This is a genomic window from Leclercia sp. W6 (assembly GCF_003336345.1).
Classification (GTDB): domain Bacteria; phylum Pseudomonadota; class Gammaproteobacteria; order Enterobacterales; family Enterobacteriaceae; genus Enterobacter.
Genome location: NZ_CP031104.1, coordinates 2,403,592 through 2,420,665, shown reverse-complemented (window position 1 = coordinate 2,420,665; position 17,074 = coordinate 2,403,592). Strand labels below are relative to the sequence as shown.

The window sequence follows — 17,074 nt, the reverse complement described above, 5'->3', positions numbered from 1 at the left end:
TGCGGATGCTGTGGTGGTTCCGTTCACCTTGCGTTCGCTGCTTCTCTGTTAACCACGTCACCTGTGAACGTGCCAGGGGGGCTCGCCGCCTCCCCCCTGGCAACCCCGGCTCCCGGCCAGGAAAATCGCCGCTTCGCGGGTTGTTCGCCCCATCCCTGGGGCTTACCCCTTCGGGGCCAGCGCAAGCGCTGTCCAAAATTGCTCCCGGCAATTTTGTCCTCAGCTTATTCCTTCAGGCTTTCGGGTCGGGCACCAGCCTGCATCCCTGCAGGCTATGCCCTCTCGGCGCATCCCTGCGCCTCGCCCCGGCCTGCGGTCAACGCCTCAGCGATTTTCAGCCGGACACGGGCATCGCTGTGGGTCATTTATTCTTTTTACGATTCTTCAGTGCTGTGATTTTGCTGGTGCAGGTTTTGTGTTTTGTAGGCCCGTGCAAGCGTAGCGCCGCCGGGCGTGGGCGCAGCACGACAACAACGCCGGGTGGCGGCTTCGCCTTACCCGGCCTACAAAACCAAAAAAACAGCGATGAAGAAATAACAAAAAAACAAAGACCTTACAGCGGCTTCCTGGTCCGGCTGAAAATCGCCGAAGCGTTTCCGGAAGGCCGGGGCGAGGCGCAGGGATGCGCCGAGAGGGCATAGCCTGCAGGGATGCAGGCTGGTGCCCGACCCGAAAGCCTGAAGGAATAAGCTGAGGACAAAATTGCCGGGAGCAATTTTGGACAGCGCTTGCGCTGGCCCCGAAGGGGTAAGCCCCAGGGATGGGGCGAACAACCCGCGAAGCGGCGATTTTCTTGCCGGGAGCCCGGGTTGCCAGGGTGGTGGCGATTGAGCCACCCTGGCACGTTCACCGGTTCGGCGGTAACAGAGAAGCACGGCTCCGGAAGTGAACGGAACCTCTACAGCCGCCGCATATACCCCATGCCACCCGACCTAAACCATCAGAACCGCGTATTCACACTCATAAACCACGTCCGTCCCGGTTCATTATAGGTATACGCCCCCGCACCATACATATACGCCCCCGTCGTCGCATTCCCCGTCGTCTGGGCATTCCCCGCACGCCACTGGCGTTTATCGAAGACGTTATCCACGCCGCCGGTCAGGCTCACATATTTGGTCACATCCCAGGTCGCGCTCAGGCCGACGATGCTGTACGGGCTCACTTCGTCTTTCTCAGAGCCACTCACCGGCTGACCTTTGTAGTTGTACTTCTTCGGCTGCTGCTTGCCGTACCAGGTAAATGTCGACTGCAACGACACATCCTGCTGCACCTGCCAGCTCAGGGTAGAGTTCAGCGTATACTCCGGGATGATCGACAGACGGTCGCCGGTCTCCTTGTTCTTGCTTTGCAGCATATAGGTAATGTTGTTGGTCCAGTTGATGGCGTCGCTGACCGGCACATTCAGGGTGCCTTCCAGCCCTTCAACTACCGCCTTCGGCACGTTTTCCCACTGATAAATATCGGTGCGGGTTCTCCCGGCAGAGGTCTGGCCGATCGGCGCATAGCCCGCTTCAATCTTGTCGCGGTAGTCGTTGCGGAACCAGGTCACGCCCGCCAGCCAGCCGTCGCGTTTCCACTCCAGACCAATCTCTTTGTTGATGCTGGTTTCCGCTTTCAGATCTTCGTTACCCAGCATGTAGCAGCCCACGCCGTCGGCGCTGGCATAGCAGCCCTGGCCTTTGCTGTAGAGCAGGTAGTTCGGGTTGGTCTGGTAGAGGCTCGGCGCTTTATAGGCACGGGCGATGCCCATCTTCAGGGTGAAATCATCTCCCAGCCCCTGGGAAAGGTTCAGGGACGGGCTCCAGTTGTTGCCGACGATGGAGTGATGATCGAAGCGCAGCGCCGGGGTCAGCATGGTGGTGTCGGTCAGCTCCATGTTGTTTTCAGCGAACAGGGAGAAGATTTCCGCATCGGAGTAAGGGCTGCGATTATCGCTCATTCCCGCAATGGCGCCGCCCTGCAGGGCCTGGCCGTTGGAGGACATATCCTTCATCCGCTGCTGATCCCACTCGGCGCCCAGGGTCAGGTTCTGGTTGACGATAAAGTCGATCGGCAGGTTGATCTCACTGTGCAGCATCACGTCGGAGAGGTCTGTGTCGGTGAACTTATCGCTGTTGAACAGCCCTTCCAGACCGCCCGCCAGCCCCTCGCCGAGACGGGAGTTGCGGGTGTGCTCGTACTGCGCCCAGTTATTGGTGGTGATGCCGTTATCCCAGCCGCCGGTCCAGGTCAGGGCGAAGTTCTGGCGATAGATCCGGTTGGTCTCTTTGCCGTAATTTTTCTTCACCAGCCCGTTGCTGCTGTTGTCGTTGTTGGTGTTCTGGGTATCACCGGCATAGAGGTTGTTCTGGCGGCTGTAGCCCGCTTCGAACTGCAGGGCCTGCATCGGGGCAAACTCCCAGCGCAGCACGCCGTTCACGTCTTTATTCTCCACGCCTTCACGTCCGGCGGGCAGGGTGTCGGCATAGGCGCCGGTACGTTCAGACTGATGACCCTGGTTGATATCCCAGGCGTCGGCCTGGGTTTTATCCAGGTTGCCATACAGACGGAAGCTGAAAGCGTCGCTCAGCGGGCCGCTCAGGCTGAAGTTGGTGCGTTTGGTGGAGCCTTCTTCGTTGTGCTCAGGGGCATTCAGATAGGTGTTCCAGGAGCCATGCCACTCGTTGCTGACCTTTTTGGTGATGATGTTCACCACGCCGCCCGCCGCACCGTTACCGTAACGCGCCGCCGCCGGGCCTCGGATCACTTCGATACGCTCGATCATCTCTGGCGGCACCCAGCCGGTGTCGCCGCGGGTGTCACGCTCGCCGCGCCAGCCCAGACGGATGGAGTTGCGGCTGGTCACCGGCTTACCGTCAATCAGGATCAGGGTGTTTTCCGGGCCCATGCCGCGGATATCAATCTGGCGATTGTTGCCGCGCTGGCCGCTGGTGGAGTTACCGGTCAGGTTAACGCCCGGCATGGTGCGGATGATCTCCGACACATCGCGCGCCGACGGGTTTTTACGGATCTCATCCGCGGTAATGGTGGAGACGCCCGGCGCCTGCAGGTTCTGCTCGGCGGCGGTGATCACCATGGTATCTTCGTGCCCGGCGGTTTCGGCTGCCATCGCAGGCAGTGCCACACCGTAAATTCCCAGATTGACCAGTAAGGTCAGCGAGTGAAGCTTATTATTCATTGTATGTCCTGCTTTTCGATGCCGCATGCCTCATGGCTCCGTCCCGAATGGGTGAGGCGGCGGAAGGATATCGCCCGCAGTCTGCGAAAACCCCTCGATCCTGAGTCAGTACGCAGCGCAGAGCATGGTTATTAACTGTTCGCGCTTCCCACAGCGCGCCCATACGCTATTGCAAATGCAAATAGTTATCAATAATATTATCGATATTGTTTATCTTTAATCAACAATTCAGAACAAATCATGGGGTTAAATCGGTGACGACGCTGGAAACGGGAAGTGATGCCTGGTGGCAGTCGAAACAGGGACCCGACCGGGTGCGGGAAGGGGATCATTATCGGGTGACGTTCTGCTGGCGCGACCCGCAGGGCACGGAGCAGACCTCGCCGCTAAAAAGGGTCTGGCTCTATATCACCGGCGTGACCGATCATCACCATAACGCCCGCCCCCAGACGCTAGAGCGCATTAATGGCACCGACGTCTGGCAGTGGCAGGGCGAGTTCAGCCCGCACTGGCGCGGCAGCTACTGTTTTATCCCCTCTGAACGCGACGACGACTTTGCGGATGCGGTGTTTGCCAGCGATCCCCCGGACCGCATGGCCCTGCGCGAAGGCTGGCGCAGGCTGCTGCCAAAGGCTATCGCCGATCCGCGCAACCCGGAGCACTGGCGCGGCGGACGCGGCCATCCGGTCTCGGCTCTCGAAATGCCCGAGGCGCCACTACAGCCTGGCTGGGATCGCCCGGATACCCCGTATCAACCGGCGCAGTGCATCACCTGGCAGAGCGCAAGGCTCGGCAACACCCGCCGGGTATGGATCTTCACTACCGGCGAACAGGATCCGCAGGAACGTCCACTGGCGGTGTTGCTCGACGGCCAGTTCTGGGCCGAGAGCATGCCGGTCTGGCCCGCGCTGACGGCGCTCACCCTCGATAGTCAGTTACCGCCTGCGGTCTACGTGCTGATCGACGTCATCGACACCGACCATCGCAGCCGCGAGCTCCCCTGCAATCCCGATTTCTGGCTCGCCGTTCAGGAGGAGCTACTGCCGCAGGTGCAGGCGCTGGAGCCGTTCAGCGACCGCGCCGATCGCACCGTGGTCGCCGGGCAGAGCTTTGGCGGCCTCTCGGCGCTCTATGCCGGGCTGCACTGGCCCCAGCGCTTTGGCTGCGTGCTCAGTCAGTCGGGATCCTTCTGGTGGCCGCATCGCGGCGGCAAGCAGGAGGGCGTGATTATTGAACAATTCAAAAACCAACAACTTTCAGCCCAGGGGCTGCGCATCGTCCTGGAGGCGGGGCGACGTGAGCCGCTGATTTTTCGCGCCTGTCAGGCGCTGTATGCCGAGCTACAGCAGACACAGCAGCCGGTTTTCTGGCGTCCGGTGGATGGCGGACATGATGCACTTTGCTGGCGGGGAGGGCTGACGCAGGGGCTGATGACTCTCTGGCAGCCGCTTATTTAATAATGGAGTCTGGTATGGAATTCAGTAACCCCTTCGACGATCCGCAGGGTCTGTTCGCCATTGTGCAAAATGCCCAACAGCAGTACAGCCTCTGGCCGCAGCAGTGCGCCTTGCCTGACGGCTGGCGCGTGGTGTGTGAGGCGCAGCCGCAGGAAGCCTGTCAGCAGTGGCTGGCAGCCCACTGGCAAACCCTGATCCCGGCCCATTTTGCACAGGTGACTCCATGAGCGTAAAACACCCTCTCGTGGCGGCCCAGCCGGGGATCTGGATGGCGGAACAGCTCTCCGACCTGCCCAATGCCTGGAGCGTGGCCCACTATGTCGAGCTGACCGGCCCGGTGGATGCGCCATTGCTGGCGAAAGCGGTGGTGACGGGCATGATGCAGGCTGATACCCTGCGCATGCGGTTTACCGAAGATAACGGCGAGATCGGGCAGCGGGTGGACGAGAGTGCTACCCTGCCGGAACCGCAGATTATCGACCTGCGCCACCACGCCGATCCGCATGCCGCAGCGTTGGCAACCATGCAGGCCGACCTCAACCAGAACCTGCGCGTCGACAGCGGCCAGCCGCTGGCCTTCCATCTGCTGATCCAGGTGGCGGATAACCGCTGGTACTGGTATCAGCGCTATCACCATTTAGTGGTGGATGGCTTCAGTTTCCCCGCCATTACCCGGCAGATCGCCGCCATTTACCGCGCCTGGACTAAGGGGGAAGCCACGCCGGAATCGCCGTTTACCCCCTTTGCTGAAGTGGTGGAGGAGTATCAGCGCTACCAGCAGAGCGAGGCCTGGGCCCGCGACGGCGCCTTCTGGGCGGAGCAGCGCAAGCAGTTGCCGCCGCCGGTGTCGCTCTCCAGCGCGCCGCTGCCGGGGCGCGCCGCCACAACTGATATTCTGCGCCTGAAGCTGACCGCCGATCGCCAGGCCTTCAGCCAGCTTGCGAATAACAGCCAGAGCCAGCGTACCGATCTCGCCCTGGCGCTGGTGGCTCTGTGGCTCGCCCGCCTGACCGGGCGGATGAGTTATGCCGCCGGGTTTATCTTTATGCGCCGGATGGGCTCCGCGGCGCTGACCGCCACCGGCCCGGTGCTGAACGTGCTGCCCCTGGCGGTGAACATTAACCCGCAGGAGACGCTGCCGGAACTGGCCCAGCGCCTGGCGGGGCAGATGAAAAAGATGCGCCGTCACCAGCGTTACGACGCCGAGCAGATCGTCCGCGACAGCGGGCGTGCCGCCAGTGACGAGGCGCTGTTTGGCCCGGTGTTTAACGTCAAGGTCTTCGACTATCAGCTGGATATCGACGGCGTGCAGGCGGTGACCCATACCCTCGCTACCGGCCCGGTCAACGATCTGGAGATGGCGCTCTTCCCGGACGAGCAGGGCGGGCTGAGCATTGAGATCCTCGCCAATAAACGGCGTTACGACGAGGCCACCCTGGTGCGCCACGTCGAGCGCCTGCACGGGCTGCTGGCGCAGTTTGCCGCTAACAGCGACCTGCGCTGCGGCGAGGCCGAAACGGTCTCTGATGCTGAATATCAGCAGCTGGAAAAGATTAACCAGACCGCGGTTCCGCTGCCGCGCACCACCCTGAGCGGGCTGGTGGCGGAGCAGGCGGCAAAAACCCCGGACGCCCCGGCGCTGGCCGATGCGCAATACGAGCTGACCTACCGCCAGATGCGCGAGCAGGTGGTGGCCCTGGCGCATCTCCTGCGCGAGCGCGGGGTGAAGCCCGGCGACAGCGTGGCGGTGGCGCTCCCGCGCTCGGTATTCCTGACCCTGGCCCTGCATGCCATTGTCGAAGCGGGGGCCGCGTGGCTGCCGCTGGACACCGGCTATCCCGACGATCGCCTGCAGATGATGATCGAGGATGCGCAACCCTCGCTGCTGATCACTACCGACGACCAGCGCCCGCGCTTTGATCATCTGCCGGTGGCGATTTTTAGTTACAACATACTATTGCCTGCGGCGGATGCCACACCTCTGCACCTGAGCAGGCCGGAACAGACCGCCTATATCATCTTTACCTCTGGCTCGACAGGACGACCGAAAGGGGTGATGGTCGGCCAGACCGCCATCGTCAATCGCCTGCTGTGGATGCAAAACCACTACCCGCTCACCGCCGCAGACGTGGTGGCGCAAAAAACGCCGTGCAGCTTTGACGTCTCGGTATGGGAGTTTTGGTGGCCGTTTATCACCGGGGCGAAGCTGGTGATGGCCGAGCCGGAGGCGCATCGCGATCCGCTGGCGATGCAGGAATTCTTCGGGAAATATGGCGTCACCACTACTCACTTTGTCCCCTCAATGCTGGCGGCCTTTGTCGCGTCGATGACCCCGGAAAATGTTGCCTGCTGTGCCAGCCTGAAGCAGGTGTTCTGTAGCGGCGAAGCCCTGCCCACCGCCCTATGCCGGGAGTGGGAGCAACTCACCCAGGTGCCGCTGCATAATCTGTATGGCCCCACCGAAGCGGCGGTGGATGTCAGCTGGTATCCGGCCTTTGGCCCGGAACTGGCACGGGTGACAGGTAATAGCGTGCCGATTGGCTTCCCGGTGTGGAACACCGGCCTGCGCATTCTGGATGGGATGATGCGCCCGGTGCCGTTCGGTGTGGCGGGGGATCTGTACCTCACCGGCATCCAGCTGGCGCAGGGCTATCTGGGTCGTCCGGATCTGACCGCCAGCCGCTTTATCGCTGACCCCTTCGCGCCCGGCGAGCGCATGTACCGCACCGGGGATGTGGCCCGCTGGCTGGATAACGGCGCGGTGGAGTATCTGGGCCGCAGCGACGATCAGCTGAAAATTCGCGGCCAGCGCATCGAGTTGGGTGAAATCGACCGGGCAATGCTGACCCTGCCGGACGTGGCCCAGGCGGTAACCCACGCCTGCGTCATCAATCAGGCGGCAGATACCGGCGGCGATGCCCGTCAGCTGGTGGGCTACGTGGTTTCGGAATCCGGTCTGCCGCTGGATCGCGATGCGCTGTTAAATACCCTTAAAACTCAATTGCCGCCGCACATGGTGCCGGTAGTGTTACTGCAACTCAGTGACCTGCCGCTCAGCGCCAACGGCAAGCTGGATCGTAAGGCGCTGCCGCTGCCGGAACTGACGGTTAAAGCCCAGGGGCGCCCGCCACAAACCGACGCCGAATGGACCATTGCCGCGGCGTTTTCCGCCCTGCTGGGGTGTGAGATCAGTGACATCGAGGCCGATTTCTTCGCCCTCGGCGGCCACTCGCTGCTGGCGATGCGTCTTGCCGCCAGCCTCAGCCGCCACTTTGCCCGCCTGGTGACCCCCGGCCAGGTGATGGTGGCCCCGACGGTGGGCAAGCTGAGCGCCTTACTGGCATCCGACATCAGCGATGAGCAGGCTCAGCGTCTGGGCTACGAGACACTATTGCCTCTGCGCGAAAGCCACGGCCCGACGCTGTTCTGCTTCCATCCGGCCTCCGGGTTTGCCTGGCAGTTCAGCGTCCTGGCCCGCTACCTGAGTCCGCGCTGGTCGATCATTGGCATTCAGTCGCCGCGCCCGGGGCCGATGCAAAACGGCGCTACCCTGGACGAGGTGATCGAGCACCATCTGGCGACGCTCCGCGCCCAACAGCCGCACGGGCCTTATTATCTGTTTGGCTATTCGCTGGGTGGCACTCTGGCCCAGGGGATCGCCGCCCGCCTGCGCGCGCAGGGAAAAGAGGTGGCGTTCCTGGGGCTGCTGGATACCTGGCCGCCGGAGACGCAAAACTGGTCCGAAAAAGAGGCCAACGGCCTGGATCCTGAGGTTTTAGCGGAGATTGAACGTGAGCGACAGGCATTTCTCGCTGCCCAGCAGGGACAGGCATCCGGGGAATTGTTCAGCATGATCGAGGGTAACTACGCCGATGCGGTGCGCCTGTTGACCACGGCGCACAGCTCGACCTTTGACGGCAAAGCGACGCTGTTTGTCGCTGAACGCACACGAACGATGGATCCCCACAAGGCTTGGGCGCCGTGGGTAGGGGAGTTAGAGGTCTACCATCAGGATTGCGCCCACGTGGAGATCATCTCCCCGCAGGCGTTTGAGCACATCGGTCCGGTGTTGAAGGAGATTCTGGGGTAGCAACAACGCCCGGCGGCGCTGCGCTTGCCGGGCCTACGGACCGTGCCATAAGAGTTTTGTAGGCCGGGTAAGGCGTAGCCGCCACCCGGCGTGTTTCTACCGCCGTCCCAGCGGCACCACCAGCGGCGTGCCCGCCACCGGATCGTCAATAATCATGCAGCGCATGCCGTAGATCCGCTCGATCAGATCCGGGGTGACGATCGCTTTCGGTGCCCCCTCTGCCACAATCTTGCCATCGCGCAGGGCTATCAAATGGGTGGCGTAGCGGCAGGCCTGGTTCAGGTCATGCAGCACCGCCGCCAGGGTAAAGCCCTGGGTGCGGTTCAGGTCGCTCAGCAGCTCCAGCAGATCGATCTGATGGCTGATATCCAGCCAGGTGGTCGGCTCATCCAGCAGCATGATCGACGTCTCCTGGGCCAGCACCATCGCAATCCACGCCCGCTGGCGCTGCCCGCCGGAGAGGGTATCCACGCTCTGCGCCGCCAGGTCGGTAATGCCGGTGGCCTGCATCGCTTTGGCTACCGCCACTTCATCCTCTTTACGCCAGCGGGTAAACAGCGGCTGGTGCGGATAGCGCCCGCGCGCCACCAGCTCCTGCACCGTGATATCCCCCGGCGTGGTGGCGTTTTGCGCCAGCAGCCCGACCCGGCGCGCCACCTCTTTGCTGGCATAACGCTGGATCTGCTCGCCATCGAGATAAACACTGCCGTGCAGCGGCGTCATCAGACGGCTCAGGGTACGTAAGAGCGTCGATTTTCCGCAGCCGTTGGGGCCGATAATGGCGGTGAAGTGGCCGTCGGGGATCGCCACCTGCAGATCCTCGGCCACGATTTTCTTACCGTAGCCAAGGGTCAGATTGTCGCCGCGCAAGCGGGTCAGATTGGCACTCATTTCTTGCGGGACTCCTGAACAAGCAAGACGATGAGGTAGATGCCGCCCAGGCTGACGGTCACCACCCCCACCGGAAGTTGATAGGGCATAAACAGTCGCTGGGCGCAGAGATCCGCCGCCAGCAGCAAGAGCGATCCGCACAGCGCCGACTGGGTTAATCCCCAGCGGGCGGTGCCGCTCAGACGGCGGGCAATGTGCGGCGCCACCAGCGCAATAAAGGAGATCGGCCCGGCGATGGCGGTGGCCGCGGCGGTTAATACCACCGCCACCAGCATCAGCATCAGGCGCGAACGCTCGACGCTCACCCCCAGCGCACAGGCGCTGTCATCGCCCATCTCCAGCAGCCGCATGCGCTTCACCAGCAACAGGGCGCAGACAAACATCAGCAGGATCAGCGGGGCGGCGGGCAGGGTTTTGGCCCACGTCAGGCCGTTAAGCGACCCGGCGAACCACAGCCCGGCAGAAAGCGAGGTCTCCAGCGATGCCTGCAGCAGCAGCCAGGTATTAAAGGCCATCAGCATGGCGCGCATGCCGATGCCGATGATGATCAGGCGGAAGGTCTCGATCCCATCGCGCCAGGCAAGCGCCCAGACGATCAGCGAAGTGAGAATACCGCCCGCCATGGCCGCAAGCGTAATGGCCGTCAGGTGCTGACCAAACAGCACCATCGCCACCAGCACACCGCTCCAGGCGCCGGTGTTAAAGCCCATCACGTCCGGGCTGCCCAGCGGGTTGCGCATCAGCGACTGGAATATCGCGCCGCTGATCCCCAGCGCCGCGCCCACCAGCAGGGCCATCGCCACCCTGGGCAGTCGCCATTCCGTCACCACCATGGTGATATTGCGCGGCGCGCTGCCGGTGAGGGCGTTAAAGACCTGATAGAAATCGAGCGTCACCGCGCCGCTTTGCAGGCTGACGATCGCCACGGCGAGACTCATCAGCACCAGCAGCAGGCAGCTGAACACTAAACGACGGGAAGGGGCCATCATACTCCACCTCCACGCTTGCGGCGCACCAGGAAAATCAGCACCGGCGCGCCGATAAAGGCGCTGACCACCGATACCCGGAGTTCACCCGGTACCAGCAGCCGTCCCAGGATATCGGCAAACAGCAGCAGGGCAGGGGTGGCAAGCAGGGTGACCGGCAACGACCAGCGGTGATCGGCTCCCACCAGCCAGCGGGCCATGTGCGGCATCATCAGGCCGATAAAGGCGATGGGGCCCACTACCGCCGTGGCGCTCCCGCACAATACGGTGATGGTCAGTAATCCCAGCAGTTGGGTGCGCGCCACCCGGCTGCCGAGCGCAGTAGCGGTGTCGCTGCCAAGGCTCAGGCTGTTGAGCGCCCGGCTTAACAGCAGCGCCACGGCGGCGGCGATCAGTACCGGCACGCTCACCACCTGTAAGGTTTGCAGGGTGCGGATATCCAGCGAGCCCGCCTGCCAGAAGCGCAGCTGGTCGTAAACGTCCGGGTTGAGCAGGGCGATGCCGTTGGAGAGGCCCTCCAGCACCGCGCCGAGCGCCACGCCCGCGAGCGTCAGGCGCACCGGGCTGAGCTGACCGCCGCCCTGACTGCCGGTAAAGGCCACCAGCAGCGAGGCGGAAAAAGCGCCGCACAGGGCCATCACCAGCTGTTCGCCGGGAGAGGAAAAGCCAAACAGCGCCGCGCCCAGCACGATGGCGAAGCTCGCTCCGGCGTTAACGCCAAGAATACCGGGATCGGCAAGTGGATTGCGGGTCAGGGTTTGCATCAGCGCCCCGGCGAGACCGAGGGCAGCACCGGCCAGCAGGCCGGCCAGGGTGCGCGGCAGGCGGGCATCCCGCACGATGGTGCAGTCGGCGCTTTGACAGGTAGCGGAGAGGGCATCCACCACCACCGAAAAGGGCAGCGGTTTGGCGCCCACCAACAGGCTGAGGGCAATCGCCAGCGTGAGCAGTAACAGTAAGCCGGGCACGGCAACGGCACGTGACGCGGAAAGGGAGTACGACATAGCTACGTCCATGATTTGATAATGATAGTAATTATCGTTATCTATCTTATTTAGCTATGTTAGCATGTGCGGCCATGGAATTGGTACAAAAGAAACCATTAAGGCTTTGTAATGACCCGACAATCCTGGCTGCTCAATCTGAGTTTGCTGAAGACCCATCCGGCGTTTCGTGCTGTTTTTATTGCCCGTTTTATCTCTATTTTATCCCTTGGCCTGCTCGGCGTGGCCGTCCCGGTACAAATCCAGATGATGACCCACTCCAGCTGGCTGGTGGGGCTCTCCGTCACCCTCACCGGCGGGGCGATGTTTATCGGCCTGATGGTGGGCGGGGTGCTGGCGGATCGCTACGAGCGTAAGAAGCTGATTCTGCTGGCACGCGGCACCTGCGGGGTGGGCTTTGTCGGCCTCTGTCTGAACGCGCTGCTGCCGGAGCCGTCATTAATTGCCATCTATGCCCTCGGTCTGTGGGATGGCTTTTTTGCATCATTAGGGGTGACGGCGCTGCTGGCGGCGACGCCTGCGCTGGTGGGGCGCGAAAACCTGATGCAGGCGGGGGCCATCACCATGCTCACCGTGCGTCTGGGATCGGTGATCTCGCCGATGGTCGGCGGCCTGCTGCTCGGCACCGGAAATGTGGCCTGGAACTACGGCCTCGCCGCGGCGGGGACCTTTATCACCACCTTAACCCTGTTGCGTCTGCCGTTGCTGCCGCCTCCGCCCCAGCCGCGCGAGCATCCGCTTAAGTCGCTGCTGGCGGCGATCCGCTTTCTGTTCAGCAACCCGCTGATTGGTGGTATCGCCCTGTTGGGTGGGCTGTTGACGATGGCGAGCGCAGTGCGGGTGCTCTATCCGGCGCTGGCGATTTCGTGGCAAATGAGCGTGTCGCAGATTGGCCTGCTCTATGCCGCCATCCCGCTGGGTGCAGCCTTTGGTGCCCTGACCAGCGGCAACCTGGCGCAGAGTGCCCGTCCGGGGCTGATTATGCTGCTGGCGACCCTGGCTTCGTTTGTTGCCGTCTGCTTCTTCAGCCTGATGCCGGTCTGGGCGCTGGGGGTGATCTGCCTGGCGCTGTTTGGCTGGCTGAGCGCGGTGAGTTCGCTGCTGCAATACACCCTGATCCAGACCCAGACCCCGGAGGCGATGCTCGGACGTATCAACGGCCTGTGGACGGCACAAAACGTTACCGGCGATGCGATTGGTGCCGCTATTCTCGGCGGGTTGGGGGCGATCATGACCCCGGTAGCCGCGGCGAGCAGTAGCGGGTTTGTGCTGGCTATAGTGGGGGCGATATTGGTGGTGGTGCTGGCGGAGCTACGCCGGTTTCGGCAGGAGATTGCCACGGTTTAACGCGGTGGAATGTGCCGGGTGGCGGCTACGCCTTACCCGGCCTACAAAACCTACACCGGCACGAACCGTAGGCCTGGTAAGCGCAGCGCCACCGGGCATAAGGCCGCACGGTACAAAACCCACACCCGCCCGAACCGTAGGTCCGGTAAGCGCAGCGCCACCGGGCATCAACAGGCACGACTATTTAAACAAGGTTTCTAACCGCTCCAGCACCCGGGTGGCGCTGAAATAATCCAGACGGAAGGTTTCAGTCCCCAGCGCCCAGACGCGTTTGTTCTGCACCGCCGGCAGATGGGCTAGCAGCGGGTTAGCATAGATCGCATCCACATCCTTCTGATCCCCGGCAAACAGGAACAGCCCTTCGCCATTCAGTCCGGCCGCCAGGTTTTCACCCCCTAACTGCACAATGTCGTGGCGCTTGCCCTGGCTCTGGGACGGATTCAGCCCGGCGGGCAGAGTGGCAAGAGAGAAGCCGAGCTGTTGCAGCAGCTTGCCCTGCGCCGACTCGGCGGTCCAGAGGTTGGCGCTGTGGGCAGCTGCGGTGTAGACAATGGCATTCACCGGCTGCGGCGGCAGTTTCATCTGCGCTTTCACCCGGGCGAGCTGCTTATCAAACTCCGCAATCCGCGCCGCGGCCTGCTGCTCCTGACCGGTAATCGTGCCGAGCTGGGTCAGCAGCGCCTGCCAGCTTTTATCATCGTAATTGATGATAAGCGTCGGGGCGATGGCGGAGAGCTGATCGTAGAGCGCAACGGCGGAATCGCCCCCGGTGGCGCTGATGAGGATCAGATCCGGCATCTGGGCGGCCACCGCTTCTGCGCTCGGCTCGCCGATGTAAAGCCGGGCCAGCTTACGCTGTTTCGCGATATCACCCCACTGACGCAGGAAACCCTGATCGTCCGCCACCCGGTTGTTCGGGGTGGTGGCGCCGCTGGCGATCACCGGGGCGTCAATGGCCAGCAGGGAGCCGGTGAGGGTCACGCTGGTGGAGACAATCCGCGTCGGTTTGCTCTCAAGGGTGTGCGTTCCGCGGCTGTCCGTCACCTGACGCGGCCAGTCGGCGGCGACGGCTGAGGTTAATCCTGAAAATAAAAGACTGATAAAAAGCAGGGTGTTACGGCAAAAGGCGGGCAGTTTCACTAAGGGGCATCCTGTTTTTGTTGAAGTTAATGCTTCTCATTTTCATGAATGAACCGCAGGGATGCAAGCGATAGTCGCACAAGTTACACGCTGGGCTGTTGACACCATTGCGCTCTGGGATTAGGTTAGCCAGCGAAAATATAAATGATAATAATTCTTACTGCTTTTATCATTTCAGGAGGATGATATGGATACGTCACTGGCTGAGGATGTTCAGCACACCGCGACCCGGCTGCAAAAAGAGAGCTTCTTCTTTATGTCGCCTTACCGCAGTTTCACCACGTCTGGCTGCTTTGCCCGTTTCACGACCCCTGCCGTCAATGGCGACGACCCGGCCAGCGCGTTTCAGCAAAAGCTGACCCAGGCCTTTGCTGACGCGAAAGCCGCCGGAATCGCTAACCCGATGATGGTGGGGGCCATCCCCTTTGATACCCGCCAGCCGTCGTCGCTGTTTATCCCGGAGCAGTGGCAATCTTTTGCCCGCCCGGCGCGCCAGCAATCTGCCCGCTATGCTGCCCGGACCTCACCGCTGACGGTCAAATCCCGCACCGAGATCCCGGCCCAGTTAGCCTTTGAAGAGATGGTGGCCCGCGCCGCCGCGTTGACCGCCACTCCGCGCGTCAACAAGGTGGTGCTGTCGCGCCTGATCGATATCGCAACCGAAGAGAAACTCGACAGCGGCGCGCTGCTGGAAAAACTGATCGCCCAGAACCCGGCCAGCTTTAATTTCCACGTCCCACTGGAGGATGGCGGGGTGCTGCTCGGCGCCAGCCCGGAGCTGCTGCTGCGTAAAGAGGGGGCACACTTCAGCTCCCTGCCGCTGGCAGGCTCGGCCCGTCGTCAGCCGGACGACATGCTCGATCGCGAGGCGGGCAACAAGCTGCTGGCCTCGGCGAAAGATCGTCACGAACATGAGCTGGTCACCCAGGCGATGAAGGCAGTGCTGGCCCCGCGCAGCCATCAGCTGACCATGCCCGCCTCGCCGCAGCTGGTGACCACCCCGACCCTGTGGCACCTCGCCACCCCGGTAGAAGGCGAAGCGCGTGAAGATGAGAACGCCCTGACCCTGGCCTGCCTGCTGCACCCGACCCCGGCCCTGAGCGGCTTCCCGCACCAGGCGGCGAAGGAGCTGATTGCCGAGCTGGAGCCGTTCGACCGCGAGCTGTTCGGCGGCATCGTCGGCTGGTGCGACAGCGAAGGCAACGGCGAGTGGGTGGTGACCATCCGCTGCGCGCGTATTCAGGCCAACAGCGTACGTCTGTTTGCCGGTGCCGGGATTGTTCCGGCCTCTTCCCCGGTGGCCGAATGGCGCGAAACCGGCGTGAAGCTGACCACCATGCTCAACGTTTTTGGTTTACATTAAGGATTAATCATGACCCTTCCCTTTAACCGCTGGCCCGACGAATTTGCCCGCCGCTATCGTGAAAAAGGTTACTGGCAGGATCTGCCCCTGACGGACATTCTCACCCGCCACGCCGACAGCGACGCGCTGGCGATTATCGACGGCGAACGCCGCTTTACCTACGGCCAGTTCCAGCAGTCCGTCAATAACCTGGCAGCTGCGTTGCAGGCGCAGGGCGTTCAGCGGGGTGAAACCGCCCTGGTGCAGCTGGGCAACGTCGCCGAGTTTTACATCACCTTTTTCGCCCTGTTGCAGGTGGGGGTGGCCCCGGTTAATGCGCTCTTCAGCCATCAGCGCAGCGAGCTGAACGCTTATGCCAGCCAGATTGAACCCAAGCTGTTGATTGCCGATCGCGCTCATGGTCTCTTTGCTGGCGACGACTTCCTCAACACCTTTATGGAGCAGCACCGTTCCGTGCGCGTGGTGCTGCTGCGTGGCGACGGGCTGGAGAGCGCGATTGCCCGCCCGGCAGAACATTTTATCGCCACCCCGACCCCGGCGGACGAAGTGGCATTCTTCCAGCTTTCCGGCGGCAGCACCGGCACGCCGAAGCTGATCCCGCGCACCCACAACGACTATTACTACAGCATTCGTCGCAGCAACGAGATCTGCGGCATTACCGCTGATACCCGTTACCTGAACGCGCTCCCGGCGGCGCATAACTTCGCGATGAGTTCCCCCGGCTCGCTGGGGGTCTTTATGGCCGGTGGCTGCGTGGTGCTGGCGAACGATCCAAGCGCCACGCTCTGCTTCCCGCTTATCGAACAACATCAGATCACCGTCACCTCGCTGGTGCCGCCCGCGGTCAGCCTGTGGTTACAGGCCATTGCGGAAGGGGCGGGCAATACTCAACTGGCATCCCTGCAACTGTTGCAGGTGGGCGGGGCGCGACTCTCCGCCACCCTGGCCGCCCGTATTCCGGCTGAGATTGGCTGTCAGCTCCAGCAGGTATTTGGCATGGCCGAAGGGCTGGTGAACTACACCGCGCTGGATGATACGCCGGAGCGCATCATCAATACCCAGGGCCGCCCGATGTGTCCGGATGATGAAGTGTGGGTGGCCGATGAGCACGGTAATCCGCTGCCGCGCGGCGAGGTGGGGCGCCTGATGACCCGTGGGCCGTACACCTTCCGCGGCTACTACAAGAGCCCGGAGCACAACGCCAGCGCCTTTGATGCGAACGGCTTTTACTGCTCCGGAGATCTGATCGCCATTGACGAGAAGGGCTACATCACCGTGCAGGGGCGAGAGAAAGATCAGATTAACCGCGGCGGTGAAAAAATTGCCGCTGAAGAGGTGGAAAACCTGCTCCTGCGCCACGAGGCGGTGATCCACGCCGCGCTGGTCAGCATGGAGGACAGCCTGCTGGGCGAGAAGAGCTGCGCGTATCTGGTGGTGAAACAGCCCCTGCGCGCGGTGGAGGTGCGCCGCTTCCTGCGCGAGCAGGGCGTGGCTGAATTTAAGCTGCCGGATCGCGTCGAGTGCCTGGAGGCACTGCCGCTGACGCCGGTAGGGAAAGTCGATAAAAAACAATTACGCCTGTGGCTGGCCGAACGGGCCCGGGGCTGAGGAGCAA

The 17,074-nt window shown here is 62.4% G+C and carries 12 protein-coding genes; 7 read left to right on the top strand and 5 right to left on the bottom strand.

What is annotated here, in order from left to right; all coding sequences use genetic code 11:
- Window positions 1-356 precede the first annotated feature (356 nt).
- Complete coding sequence (locus tag DVA43_RS24715; protein WP_114315667.1) at window positions 357-641, top strand: hypothetical protein; 285 nt, start codon at window positions 357-359, stop codon at window positions 639-641.
- 299 nt (window positions 642-940) lie between these two features.
- On the opposite strand, the gene DVA43_RS11910 is transcribed toward DVA43_RS24715, so the two are convergent.
- Window positions 941-3,181, bottom strand: coding sequence for a TonB-dependent siderophore receptor (locus tag DVA43_RS11910; protein ID WP_114315666.1), 2,241 nt, complete (start codon window positions 3,179-3,181; stop codon window positions 941-943).
- Between the two features lie 254 nt (window positions 3,182-3,435).
- On the opposite strand from DVA43_RS11910, the gene fes reads away from it, so the two are divergent.
- From fes to entF, 3 genes are read left to right on the top strand one after another with little or no spacing between them, the layout of a single operon-like run.
- Window positions 3,436-4,638, top strand: a complete 1,203-nt coding sequence (gene fes / locus DVA43_RS11905; RefSeq protein ID WP_114315665.1) for an enterochelin esterase — start codon at window positions 3,436-3,438, stop codon at window positions 4,636-4,638.
- Window positions 4,639-4,652: 14 nt separating this feature from the next.
- The gene (locus DVA43_RS11900) at window positions 4,653-4,865 is read left to right on the top strand and encodes an MbtH family NRPS accessory protein (protein ID WP_114317136.1); all 213 of its coding nucleotides are present in this window, start codon (window positions 4,653-4,655) and stop codon (window positions 4,863-4,865) included.
- Window positions 4,862-8,728 (top strand): enterobactin non-ribosomal peptide synthetase EntF, encoded by a 3,867-nt coding sequence (gene entF, locus DVA43_RS11895; RefSeq protein WP_114315664.1) that lies wholly within the window; start codon window positions 4,862-4,864, stop codon window positions 8,726-8,728. The genes DVA43_RS11900 and entF overlap by 4 nt, the downstream gene beginning before the upstream one ends.
- 96 nt (window positions 8,729-8,824) lie before the next feature.
- Here entF and fepC read toward each other — a convergent pair whose 3' ends face one another.
- Genes fepC through fepD form a run of 3 tightly spaced genes read right to left on the bottom strand, consistent with a single transcriptional unit; the run spans window position 8,825 to window position 11,609 of the window.
- A complete protein-coding gene (gene fepC / locus DVA43_RS11890; RefSeq protein WP_114315663.1) occupies window positions 8,825-9,619 on the bottom strand; it encodes an iron-enterobactin ABC transporter ATP-binding protein in 795 nt (264 codons plus the stop codon).
- Window positions 9,616-10,608, bottom strand: coding sequence for an iron-enterobactin ABC transporter permease (gene fepG, locus DVA43_RS11885; protein WP_114315662.1), 993 nt, complete (start codon window positions 10,606-10,608; stop codon window positions 9,616-9,618). The genes fepC and fepG overlap by 4 nt, the downstream gene beginning before the upstream one ends.
- Complete coding sequence (gene fepD / locus DVA43_RS11880) at window positions 10,605-11,609, bottom strand: Fe(3+)-siderophore ABC transporter permease (protein WP_114315661.1); 1,005 nt, start codon at window positions 11,607-11,609, stop codon at window positions 10,605-10,607. Before fepD ends, fepG begins: the two co-directional genes overlap by 4 nt.
- Window positions 11,610-11,720: 111 nt before the next feature.
- Between fepD and entS the strand changes: the two genes are divergently transcribed.
- Window positions 11,721-12,956 (top strand): enterobactin transporter EntS, encoded by a 1,236-nt coding sequence (entS, locus tag DVA43_RS11875; protein WP_114315660.1) that lies wholly within the window; start codon window positions 11,721-11,723, stop codon window positions 12,954-12,956.
- Between the two features lie 180 nt (window positions 12,957-13,136).
- Here the strand turns inward: entS and fepB are convergent, their stop codons facing one another.
- On the bottom strand, window positions 13,137-14,096 hold the full coding sequence (gene fepB / locus DVA43_RS11865; RefSeq protein ID WP_114315658.1) for a Fe2+-enterobactin ABC transporter substrate-binding protein: 960 nt from the start codon (window positions 14,094-14,096) through the stop codon (window positions 13,137-13,139).
- A gap of 187 nt (window positions 14,097-14,283) precedes the next feature.
- Between fepB and entC the strand changes: the two genes are divergently transcribed.
- Window positions 14,284-15,459 carry an isochorismate synthase EntC gene (gene entC / locus DVA43_RS11860; protein ID WP_114315657.1) on the top strand — a complete coding sequence of 392 codons (1,176 nt, stop codon included), beginning with the start codon at window positions 14,284-14,286 and terminating at the stop codon, window positions 15,457-15,459.
- A 9-nt stretch (window positions 15,460-15,468) separates the two neighbouring features.
- A complete protein-coding gene (gene entE / locus DVA43_RS11855; RefSeq protein WP_114315656.1) occupies window positions 15,469-17,067 on the top strand; it encodes a (2,3-dihydroxybenzoyl)adenylate synthase EntE in 1,599 nt (532 codons plus the stop codon).
- Window positions 17,068-17,074: the final 7 nt, after the last annotated feature.